This is a genomic window from Ochrobactrum sp. WV_118_8 (assembly GCF_039631535.1).
In the GTDB taxonomy this organism is placed as follows: domain Bacteria; phylum Pseudomonadota; class Alphaproteobacteria; order Rhizobiales; family Rhizobiaceae; genus Brucella; species Brucella anthropi.
The window spans coordinates 675,036-686,226 of record NZ_JBDIUZ010000002.1; the positions used below are offsets into that span (position 1 = coordinate 675,036).

Sequence of the window (11,191 nt, forward strand, 5' to 3'; positions counted from 1 at the left end):
GAACCCAAATCATTCCCACTCGATCGTGCCGGGCGGCTTTGACGTCACGTCATAAACAACACGATTGATGCCGCGTACCTCGTTGATGATGCGAGTTGCCGCATTGCCAAGAAAGTTCATGTCATAATGGTAAAAATCGGCAGTCATGCCGTCCACAGACGTCACGGCGCGCAGTGCGCAGACGAATTCGTAGGTACGGCCATCGCCCATCACGCCCACAGTCTGAACCGGCAACAGAACGGCGAAAGCCTGCCAGATGGCATCATAGAGACCAGCCTTGCGGATTTCGTCCAGATAGATCGCGTCGGCTTCGCGCAGAATCTCGAGTTTCTCGCGTGTAATACCGCCCGGGCAGCGGATAGCGAGACCCGGTCCCGGGAACGGATGGCGGCCGATGAAGCTATCCGGCAGGCCGAGTTCCTTGCCGAGCAAGCGTACCTCGTCCTTGAACAGTTCACGCAGTGGTTCGACGAGCTGCATCTTCATGCGCTCCGGCAGACCACCTACATTGTGGTGCGACTTGATCGTGACAGAAGGACCGCCGGTAAACGAAACGCTTTCGATAACGTCCGGATAGAGCGTGCCCTGCACGAGGAAATCCGCACCGCCGAGCTTCTTTGCTTCTTCCTCGAACACTTCGATGAAGAGACGGCCAATCGTCTTGCGCTTCTTTTCAGGATCGGTTTCGCCTTCCAGCTCACCGATGAAACGATCAGCAGCATCAACGAGAATGAGCGGCAGGTTGTAATGTTCGCGGAACATTTCAACGACTTGGTTAGCTTCGTTTTTACGCATCAGCCCGTGATCAACCAGAATACAGGTCAGCTGATCGCCGATGGCTTCATGCGCCAGGAGTGCTGCAACAGAAGAATCCACACCGCCGGAAAGCGCACAGATAACCTTGCCGCTACCAACCTGCTTGCGGATCGCCTCGACTGCCTGTTCGCGATAGGCGCCCATGGTCCAGCCCGGCTTCACACCGACGATACGATGAACGAAGTTCTGAAGAAGTTTTGCACCGTCCGGCGTATGCACGACTTCCGGGTGGAACTGCACGCCGTAATATTTGCGCTTCTCGTCAGCGATAGCCGCAAAAGGTGCGTTTGGCGAAGTGCCTATAATGGTAAAACCATCGGGCAACGACGTAACACGGTCACCATGGCTCATCCAGACCTGATGACGGGTGCCCTTGGCCCAGATGCCTTCGAAGAGAGGGCTATCTTCCTGCACATCCAAGAAAGCACGACCGAATTCGCGATCATGGCCACTTTCGACTTTACCACCCAACTGGGCGCACATCGTCTGTTCACCATAGCAGATGCCGAGGACCGGAATGCCTTCTTCGAAAACGGCCTGCGGCGCTCGCGGCGACCCAATATCAGTCGTCGAATGGGGGCTGCCTGAAAGGATAACACCTTTCGGCTTCAGCCGCTTGAAAGCCTCTTCCGCAGACTGGAAAGGGACGATTTCACAATAGACACTGGCTTCGCGCACGCGACGCGCAATCAGCTGCGTAACCTGGCTGCCAAAGTCGATGATTAGGATTGTGTCGGGATGTGCCGTGGTGCTCATGTGCAGCATCTATTTAAAAAGTGACCGGGATGCAATGCCTATATGGGTTATAGGCATCGTGCTCAACAAGTGCGTTGCCAAAAATCGACCTATACTGACATACCATTGTCAGGAGCCGGCAGGAGACCATCCGCAATTGCAGCCTCCAATCGCTCGACAGCATGGGCCAGTTTTTCATCGATAATGTGTAGATACTGTGTCCAGTCCCCCACATGCTGCAACTCGCTTGCACCATCGGAGATACCGCGAAGCCCAAGAAGCGGAATTCCTGCGAGCTGGCATGCGCGCAGACAGGCATAGGTTTCCATATCGACCATATCCGCATCAATCGTCGTATAGGCTTTGCCAGAAACGATATTGGCACCTGTAGAGAGCGATGCAACAGGGATTTCCGGTACAGAAACCGGGAGCTCGATCACTTTGGGAAGATCGAGAAAAGGCGTTGCACCTTTTTCAAACCCGAGAGGTGAACCATCCATATCGCGATAGGATACGGAAGATACCTGAAACACTTCAGCTTGCGGTAATCTGGCCGAGCCTGCTGAGCCAAGCGAGACCACGAGGTCGGGCTTTTCTCCCGCCTGCGCCAGACCTGCAAGAGCATATGCGAGATTGGCAGCCGCCTCGACTGGCCCTACCCCGATCATGACCGGCGTAAAGAGTTTCGCCAAATGACGTCCATATTCGGCATCCACTGCCATGACGTAGAGGAGACGCTTTCCGGCGACAGTTTTAATCATCCCTGCAGGCCTTTTCTGTCCTGCACGACCATCATTGTTCCGGTCATGGTTGCGATCAGGCGCACTTCCGTGTCGGTTACGGCGAATGCCTGTCCATCACTAACCATGATCGTCCGTCCGGGTTTGGTGACCTCGCCACGAAAGAGGAAACGTTCCCCTTTGCCCGGAGCAAGCAGATTCACTTTGAACTCGATGGTCAGTACAGCTGCGTCGGAAGGCATCAGCGTCAGTGCCGCATAGCCACAAGCAGAATCGAGAGCGGCAGAAATCATACCCGCATGGAGAATGCCATGCTGTTGCGTCAGCTCCTCACGAAACGGCATCTCAACTTCAACGATACCGGGCTCACACCGTGTCAGTTCAGCGCCTATCAGTTTCATGGCTGCCTGCCGACCAAAACTTTCCTCGACGCGCTCTTTGAAATCCGGTTCTGCTACACGATGCGCTGACATCGTCCCCCCGTTCTTTCCATCTATTATCACGCATTATCCAACGCAAAACCGCTTCGCACTTTTGCTGGAAATGCTTTAGTTTGATCTCTGCAGAAGGCTCACATAAAACCCGTCAGTGCCAGTGGACAATGGCGAGAATACCGCGCCGTGCGACGAGAATACTGGCTTCACATCACCAGCGTCCGCTACAATTGTATCCCACAAAGCCTCTGGCGCAACTTCCGTAAAATCAGCATTCCCTGTGAGAAACTGTGCAATCTGTCTCGTGTTTTCTTCTGCGAACAATGAACAGGTAATATAGGCCAGACGTCCGCCCGGCTTCACATAATGCTTGGCAGATTCCAGCACTTCCTTCTGGTCTTGAACGCGCCGCTCAAGCTGCTGGTCGTTCAACCGCCATTTCGCATCCGGGCGGCGGCGCCATGTGCCGGAACCAGTGCAAGGCGCATCGGTCAGCACGAGATCCATCTGCCCTGTCAGTGGGTCCAGTGCATCGAGATTTCCATGGACCTGCGTGTTACGCACCCCAGCACGCTGTAGCCGCTCATGCATGGGCGAAAGCCGCGCACGTTCAGCATCATAGGCATGAATTTGACCGCTATTCTGCATCGCAGCGGCCAAAGCCAATGTCTTTCCACCAGCTCCAGCGCAATAGTCCAGTACCTGCTGGCCGGGTTTGGCACCGGCAAAGAGCGCAGCAAGCTGTGACCCCAAATCCTGGACCTCGAACCAGCCGTCGAGAAAGGCCTGCTCGCCCTGCACATTCGGATGGCGTCCAAGTGCTTCAATCGGCGGGATGCGTAGCGCCTGCGCAAGGAACGGCACGGGTGCAGCACCAGCCTTTTCAAGTGCTGTGAGCGTTTTTTCCGGCATCGCCTTCAAACTGTTCACACGAAGATCGACTGGCGGTCGCGTTGCCAGCGCCCTGCCTTCATCCACCCAGCGCGCGCCGAAAAGTTCCTCAAGCGACGATGCACACCATTCGGGCACATCCGCCTGAACATGGGCAGGCGCTTCGGTGACATCCCTGCTTTCCCAAGCAATACGACGCGGCTGCTCCAGCACTTCCGGCGCAAACTTGTCTCCATCGAGAGCAGCGTCGATGGTCGCAATATCCATGCCGCCGTCGGCCAATAGTGCGCCAAAAGCCAGAGCGCGTGCGTCATCGGCATCCATTCGCCATGCGATGGATAATTTGCGGCGCAGCGCATCATAGACGATGTTGCCGATCACAGCGCGGTCACCCGCACCTGCGAAACGATGGGAAGCGCCCCAATCCTTCAGCACGTCAGAAGCCGGGCGTGTACCCGCTTCAATCTGATCCAATACCTCGATAGCCGCCTGCAGGCGTCCGCCAAGCCGCATTGTGTCTCCTTCTCGAATGCCTGCTCGGGCATAGCCTTCCTTGCAGGGAAAAGGCAATCGGCAAATCAAAACAAAAAAGCCGGAGCAACGAGCCCCGGCTTTCTTTCTGTCTTATAAACACGGTTTATTCGGCTGCCGTTGCCTCTTCATTTGTAGCAATCGTGTTGGCTTCATAACCATGTGCATCCTTCAAGGCTTTGCGCACACCAGCCTCATAGTCGGGATGGATCAGCTTGAAGTGGCCGAGCTGACGCTCGACGATGAAGCCCGGAACTCCACCCATTGCCGCCGCAATATTGGAGAACAGACGCTGTTTCTGTCCGTCATCGAACAGATTGAACAAGGCCCGCGGCTGCGAGTAATCGTCGTTTCCCACACGATGGTCATAACGGGCGGCATCGCCGGAAATGCGCAACGGCGGTTCCTTGGCCGACGGTTGTTCGACCGGGCCGTTAAACGAATTCGGCTCGTAATAGGCGTCCGGATTGCCGGTCTTGATACCGCCATAGACATTCATCTGACCATCACGGTGATAGTGATGAACCGGGCACTTCGGCTGATTGACCGGAATGCTTTCGTAATGCGTGCCAAGGCGATGACGATGCGCATCCGCATAGGAGAAAATACGCGCCTGCAACATCTTGTCGGGTGAATAGCTGATACCCGGCACGATGTTCGACGGCGAGAAAGCCGCATTTTCAATCTCGGTGAAGTAGTTTTCCGGATTACGGTTCAGCTCCATGATACCGATATCGATCGGCGGATAGTCCGCATGCGGCCAGACTTTGGTAAGATCAAACGGATTGTACGATGTCTTGTCAGCGTCGAGTTCCGGCATGATCTGCACCTGAACCTTCCACTTCGGGAAATTGCCCTTATCGATGGAAGTGAACAAGTCTTCCTGCGTGGATTCTCGCGTGCGACCAATCACACCTTCGGCTTCAGCATTGGTCCAATGCTTGTGGCCCTGCATGGTCTTGAAATGGAACTTGACCCAATAGCGTTCACCGGCATCGTTCCAGAATGAATAGGTGTGAGAACCATAACCGTTGATATGACGCACATCGGTTGGTAAGCCACGATCGGACATCAGGATCGTCACCTGATGCAGGCTTTCGGGCGAAAGCGACCAGAAGTCCCACATAGCGGCCGCCGAACGCAGGTTCGTCTTGGGATGACGCTTCTGGGTGTGGATGAAATCCGGGAACTTGACCGGGTCGCGTACAAAGAACACAGGGGTGTTGTTGCCGACCAGATCCCAGTTACCTTCCTCCGTATAGAACTTGAGAGCAAAGCCGCGCACGTCGCGCTCGGCATCAGCAGCACCCTGCTCACCGGCAACGGTCGAAAAACGCGCCAGCATCGGCGTCTGGGCACCCGGCTGCAGTGCCTTGGCCTTGGTGTATTTCGAAATATCGCCGGTGATGGTCAGCGTACCATAAGCGCCCCAGCCCTTGGCATGAACGGCACGTTCCGGGATACGTTCGCGGTTTTGATGGCTTAGTTTTTCAATGAGCTGATAGTCCTGCATCAAAAGCGGGCCGCGCTCACCTGCGCTCAGGGAATTCTGGTTGTCCGGTATCGGAGCGCCTGCACTCGTCGTCATAATTGGGCGATCTGTCATGGGAATTCCCTCCTGAAAAGCCAATATTGGAATACAACTAGCCTTGCTATAAGCACGACACAGTTCGTCCGTGTCGCGCCGTGGCTAGGTAACTGGCTCAGATTAGACCTATTCCAATCATAATCTCCAATTGCTTTTCCGATTATTTTCGATAAGTTTTTCTTATCATGTTTACAGTACGTCAAATGCGCTATTTCGAAGCGCTTGCCGCCACGCTGCATTTCCGCAAAGCCGCGCAACTGGCACACGTGTCCCAGCCGGCCCTTTCGGCCCAGATCGCGGAAATGGAAGCTCTTGCAGGCGCGCCCCTTTTCGAGCGCTCGCAGCGACAGGTGATCATGACGGAGCTCGGCAAGCAGCTTTATCCGGGTATCCAGACCATCTTGCGCGAACTCCACACACTTGAGGAAATAGCCGCGCAAAGCCGGGGATTGTTACAAACACGGCTGCGGCTGGGCATCATTCCGACTGTTGCTCCGTATTTGGTCCCGGTTCTCATCCCTCTTTTGCGCGAACGGCATCCGTCATTCCGCCTCCAATTGCGAGAAAGCGTAACCGCGAAACTTCTTGATGAACTGCACGCGGGTGAAATCGATGCAATTGTCGCTGCCCTTCCCATTGATGATGAGCGGCTTGCCCAAAGAAAATTATTCGACGATCACTTTCTGATCGCGACCTCAACCAATGATCAAACTGTTCTCGCTTCGCCTATGACACAGGACAACGTCGCTCTCGACCGTTTACTCCTGTTGGAAGAGGGGCATTGCATGAGAGATCAGGCATTGGCTGTTTGTTCGCTACCCTCCCAGCGCCAGCTCGTAAAGTATGGTGCCACCAGCATGACTACCCTTTTACAAATGGTGAGCCATGGCATGGGCCTTACTCTCATTCCCGAAATCGCGGTGCGCGCGGAAGCACGCAGCAATCATATGCGCATCGTGCCCTTTGACGGCGAGCAACCAAAGCGGGAAATCGCCTTGTTCTGGCGGCGACAGAGTATGCGCCGAAAAGATTTTCAGGCGCTTGGTGATTGTATCGTGGAAAGCGCCAATGGGCTTTTCATTCGTTCAAAGGAACTGGCAGCATTCACAAAATAAAAGGGCGGCCTAAAGCCGCCCTATCATGAATACCATGAGACAGGTTTACATGCCGCCGGGATAGTTCGGACTTTCGCGGGTGATTGCAACGCCATGCGAATGGCTTTCCCGCAACCCGGCGTTGGAAATGCGCACAAAAGTCGCCTTCTCACGGAATTCCTCCAGCGTCTTCGCGCCTACATAACCCATGGAAGCACGCAAACCGCCTGCAAGTTGGTGCAGGACCGCGGAAATCGGCCCTTTGTAAGCGACCTGACCTTCAATCCCTTCCGGTACCAACTTCAGCTCATCACGCACTTCCGCCTGGAAATAACGATCAGCCGAGCCGCGCGCCATGGCACCGACCGAACCCATACCGCGATAGGCTTTGAACGAGCGGCCCTGATGCAAATAGACTTCGCCGGGGCTTTCTTCCGTACCGGCCAACAGCGAACCAGCCATTGCCGCGACTGCTCCAGCGGCCAACGCTTTGGCGAAATCGCCCGAAAACTTGATGCCGCCATCAGCGATTACCGGGATATTCTGCTTCTGCGCTGCTTCAACGGCTGACATAATGGCCGAAAGCTGTGGAACGCCGACACCGGCAACAATACGCGTGGTGCATATCGAGCCCGGCCCGATACCAACCTTGACCGCATCCGCACCGGCATCAATCAGTGCCTGTGTACCAGCGGTCGTTGCCACATTACCTGCAAGAATTGCTATATTCGGATAGGCTTTCTTGATACGGGCCACTGCATCAAGAACGCGCTGCGAATGGCCATGCGCCGTGTCCACCACCAGAAGATCGACACCGGCTTCGATCAAACGTTCGGCGCGTTCGTAACCATCCTCGCCGACGCTCGTTGCTGCAGCGGCGCGCAGACGTCCCTGAGCGTCCTTGGCGGCGTTCGGATTGAGCTGCGACTTTTCAATATCCTTGACGGTAACAAGACCAACGCAACGGCCCTGATCGTCGACAACGAGAAGCTTTTCAATACGATGAGCGTGCAACAGACGTTTTGCTTCGTCCTGATTGACATTCTCGCGAACCGTAATGAGGTTCTCACGGGTCATCAGCTCGTGGATTTTCTGCTTCGGATCGGACGCAAAACGGACGTCGCGATTAGTCAGGATACCGACAAGACGCCCCGGACCCTTGGTAGCATTCTCAACGACCGGAATACCCGAAATTCCATGTGCCTTCATCAATGCTTGAGCGTCGGCAAGTGTGGCATCCGGCCCGATGGTAACCGGATTTACTACCATGCCGGATTCAAATTTCTTTACCTGACGGACTTCTTCCGCCTGACGTTCCGGCGTCAGATTACGGTGAATGACGCCAATACCACCGGCCTGCGCCATCGCGATAGCCAGACGGGATTCCGTCACCGTATCCATGGCAGCAGAAAGAAGAGGAAGGTTAAGCTCGATATCCTTGGCGATGCGCGTGCGCAGATCAACCTGCCCCGGCATTACTTCGGAATGGCCCGGCTGCAACAGCACATCATCAAATGTGAGAGCGAGAGCGCCAGTGGGCGATTCCACGATTTTAGCCATTGCCAATTCCTTTGCCGATTTTATCGAATGAGAAAAGCCGCCTCTCCGGAATAGGTCCGGGAGCAGCGACACATCTGGTTTGCTAGGTTGAATTGGCACCGGCTGGTAACACGGTTATGACCAAATGGAAAGCCTTTTGCTGACAAGTTTCAGTTACCGATAAGGATTTACGTGATAAATCTCTGCGCACATCGAAATCGGGCAGCAGCAGGCTTGCAGGGGCAAAGTGAGAAAATCCTATAGACGCGTTCCACTCATCCGCCGGTCAAAAGCCATGTGGATCTCACCACATGTCTGGAAACCGCGACTGGTCTTCTGGTGCGGCGCACTGGCCATCGGTCTTATCAGTGTAGGCTTTGCCGAAGCTGCGGACATTGCACAAGATTGGTTCAAGAGCCTCACAAGTGGAAACGGCTGGCGTGCATGGCTTCCCCTGCTGATCACGCCGGTGGGGTTTATGGCCTGCTCCTGGATAGCCTTATCCTGGTTTCCAAATTCTGGAGGCAGTGGCATTCCGCAAGCAATTGCCGCACGCCATTTGCACGATCATGAAGATCGAACTCTGCTGCTTTCACTCAAAACCGCGATCGGTAAGATCATTCTTACTCTGGCCGGGCTTTTCAGTGGTGCATCTATCGGTCGTGAGGGTCCAACCGTGCAGATCGGCGCGTCCATCATGATGCAATCTGCGCGTTTCGGCGGCATGGAACAAGCGCGTGGTCTCATCCTTGCAGGCTCTGCCGCAGGTATAGCGGCTGCGTTCAATACCCCCCTTGCAGGTGTTGTCTTCGCTATTGAGGAGATGGGGCGCGCCTACGCCGCACGAACCAACGGTCTCGTATTATCTGCTGTTATTCTCGCCGGCCTTGCTTCACTTGGCCTCGTTGGAAACTATAATTATTTCGGGCTGACTACCGTTACCGCTTCCAGCGGCAAAGACTGGGTTCTGGTGATTGCGTGCGGTGTAATTGGTGGAGCATTCGGGGCTGCCTTCAGTGCACTCGCACTCGAACTAGGACGTCGTGTGCGACGCCGCATACAAAAGGCCCCTCTTCGCAATGCCGTATTTTTCGCGGGAATTTGCGGTCTTCTGGTCGCTATCATTGGCATTGCGTCCGGCGGATCGACCTTTGGAGCAGGCTACGATCAGGCACGGAGCGCCGTGGAAGGGTTGGCTCTTCCACCTCTTTATTTCATAGGGAAGTTCCTTGCCGGTCTCCTTTCCATGATTTCGGGGATACCGGGCGGAATATTTGCACCTTCTTTGTCGGTCGGTGCGGGACTGGGCAGCACAATCGGCCTGGTTCTTGGAACCAGTGCGAGTCTTGCTGCTGTTCTCGGTATGGCAGGCTACTTTGCCGGCGTCGTGCAAGCGCCGATGACTGCATTCGTCATCATTCTGGAAATGACCGGCAATCATAACAACGTCATTCCACTCATGTGCGCATCGATGCTGGGCTACGGCACTGCACGGCTGATCTCTCACGAGCCGCTCTACCATGCTTTGTCACGTGACTACGTGGCAGACGTACTGCGCCAGCGCCGGGCGCGCGAAAAGAATACGCTCTCTCAATAGAGCGAAAATGGAGGAGAAAACTGTTCATGGATCGCAGAACATTCGCCAAGTCGCTTGCGGGACTTGGGGCAATGCCCTTTGTCGTCAATGCGGCATCGGCAGCTACTGAGGGAGGAGCAGGCATGCTGGAGCTTATGGGTGGAAGCATCACGGATGTACCCGGAATCAAGCTGGGACACCACACACTGACAAAACGCCCGACCGGCTGCACCGTTCTTCTCTGCGAAGAAGGCGCTTCCGCGGGTGTTGATGTACGCGGTTCGGCGCCCGGTACGCGTGAAACCGATCTGCTCGATCCGATCAATTATGTGCAGCAGGTTCAAGCTATTCTGCTTTCAGGCGGTAGTGCCTATGGTCTGGCGGCTGCGACTGGCGTTATGCGTTATCTTGAAGAGAACAATCTCGGCTTCAAGATCGGCAAAGGCGTCGTTCCGATTGTACCAGCAGCAATCCTGATGGATCTCGGTGTCGGAGATTTTTCTGTGCGCCCCGATGAGGAAGCCGGTTATCTGGCATGCCAGGCCGCCAAGGCTGAAGCTTCTGGAGAAGGCAACATCGGTGCTGGTGCAGGCGCTACCGTCGGCAAAATGTTCGGCATGGACTACGCCATGAAGGGTGGGCTCGGCACAGCCAGTTACAAGGTGCCTGGCACCGAAATCGTTGTCGGCGCGATTGTTGCCGTCAATGCTGTTGGTGACGTCTATGCGCCAAATTCACGCCAGATTCTGGCTGGGGCGCGGACCGAGGACGGCAAGGGCTTCCGTGATACGATATCCGCCATCATGCAGGGCCATGGCGTGGTCAAGTCCGGCGGTGCCAACACCACGATTGGCGCAATAGCGACCAACGTCCCGTTCGACAAGGCTCAGCTGAAAAAGATTGCGGGCATGGCGCATGACGGTTTTGCGCGCACAATCAACCCAATCCATACCATGTGGGACGGTGACACGATCTTCGCACTTTCCACAGGCAAGGCAAAAGACGTGGAAGCCGATGTAACTGCGATTGGAGCAATTGCAGCGACTGTTATGGCAGAAGCCGTGGCACGTGCAGTTGTCAATGCAGACAGCCTTAAGGATTTGAATTTGCCAGCATATAAGGATTATGCCCCGCAGTAAGGTGGTTACCTGTCAACAATACTGTGCACTTCGGCGGCCCGTCAGATGCACAAAAGGCAGTCTGGACAGGCTGTAGAAGCGTGTTCTTTACAGAAGCGAATCCTTCTA

At 55.2% G+C, this 11,191-nt stretch carries 9 protein-coding genes; 3 read left to right on the forward strand and 6 right to left on the reverse strand.

Features of this window, described 5'->3' with window-relative positions; all coding sequences use genetic code 11:
- Positions 1 to 9 precede the first annotated feature (9 nt).
- The 5 genes from guaA to katA all read right to left on the reverse strand — a co-directional run bounded on the left by guaA (position 10) and on the right by katA (position 5,753).
- On the reverse strand, positions 10 to 1,572 hold the full coding sequence (gene guaA / locus ABDF71_RS17225) for a glutamine-hydrolyzing GMP synthase (RefSeq protein WP_029927954.1): 1,563 nt from the start codon (positions 1,570 to 1,572) through the stop codon (positions 10 to 12).
- A gap of 89 nt (positions 1,573 to 1,661) precedes the next feature.
- The gene (locus tag ABDF71_RS17230; RefSeq protein ID WP_258124445.1) at positions 1,662 to 2,312 is read right to left on the reverse strand and encodes a 5'-methylthioadenosine/S-adenosylhomocysteine nucleosidase; all 651 of its coding nucleotides are present in this window, start codon (positions 2,310 to 2,312) and stop codon (positions 1,662 to 1,664) included.
- The gene (locus tag ABDF71_RS17235; protein ID WP_010661020.1) at positions 2,309 to 2,764 is read right to left on the reverse strand and encodes a PaaI family thioesterase; all 456 of its coding nucleotides are present in this window, start codon (positions 2,762 to 2,764) and stop codon (positions 2,309 to 2,311) included. Before ABDF71_RS17235 ends, ABDF71_RS17230 begins: the two co-directional genes overlap by 4 nt.
- A 75-nt stretch (positions 2,765 to 2,839) precedes the next feature.
- A complete protein-coding gene (locus tag ABDF71_RS17240) occupies positions 2,840 to 4,129 on the reverse strand; it encodes an RsmB/NOP family class I SAM-dependent RNA methyltransferase (RefSeq protein WP_258124446.1) in 1,290 nt (429 codons plus the stop codon).
- 124 nt (positions 4,130 to 4,253) lie between these two features.
- Positions 4,254 to 5,753: a catalase KatA gene (gene katA, locus ABDF71_RS17245; RefSeq protein WP_258124447.1), complete on the reverse strand. Its 1,500-nt coding sequence runs from the start codon at positions 5,751 to 5,753 to the stop codon at positions 4,254 to 4,256.
- Positions 5,754 to 5,920: 167 nt separating this feature from the next.
- Here katA and ABDF71_RS17250 point away from each other — a divergent pair, with 167 nt between their 5' ends.
- Positions 5,921 to 6,850 carry a hydrogen peroxide-inducible genes activator gene (locus ABDF71_RS17250; protein ID WP_151606930.1) on the forward strand — a complete coding sequence of 310 codons (930 nt, stop codon included), beginning with the start codon at positions 5,921 to 5,923 and terminating at the stop codon, positions 6,848 to 6,850.
- Positions 6,851 to 6,895: 45 nt separating this feature from the next.
- Here the strand turns inward: ABDF71_RS17250 and guaB are convergent, their stop codons facing one another.
- Positions 6,896 to 8,389, reverse strand: coding sequence for an IMP dehydrogenase (gene guaB, locus ABDF71_RS17255; protein WP_010661016.1), 1,494 nt, complete (start codon positions 8,387 to 8,389; stop codon positions 6,896 to 6,898).
- 226 nt (positions 8,390 to 8,615) lie between these two features.
- On the opposite strand from guaB, the gene ABDF71_RS17260 reads away from it, so the two are divergent.
- Together ABDF71_RS17260 and ABDF71_RS17265 are read left to right on the forward strand one after the other, a co-directional pair.
- Positions 8,616 to 9,965 (forward strand): chloride channel protein, encoded by a 1,350-nt coding sequence (locus tag ABDF71_RS17260; protein ID WP_258124448.1) that lies wholly within the window; start codon positions 8,616 to 8,618, stop codon positions 9,963 to 9,965.
- A gap of 26 nt (positions 9,966 to 9,991) precedes the next feature.
- Positions 9,992 to 11,083 carry a P1 family peptidase gene (locus ABDF71_RS17265; protein WP_258124449.1) on the forward strand — a complete coding sequence of 364 codons (1,092 nt, stop codon included), beginning with the start codon at positions 9,992 to 9,994 and terminating at the stop codon, positions 11,081 to 11,083.
- Positions 11,084 to 11,191 lie beyond the last annotated feature (108 nt).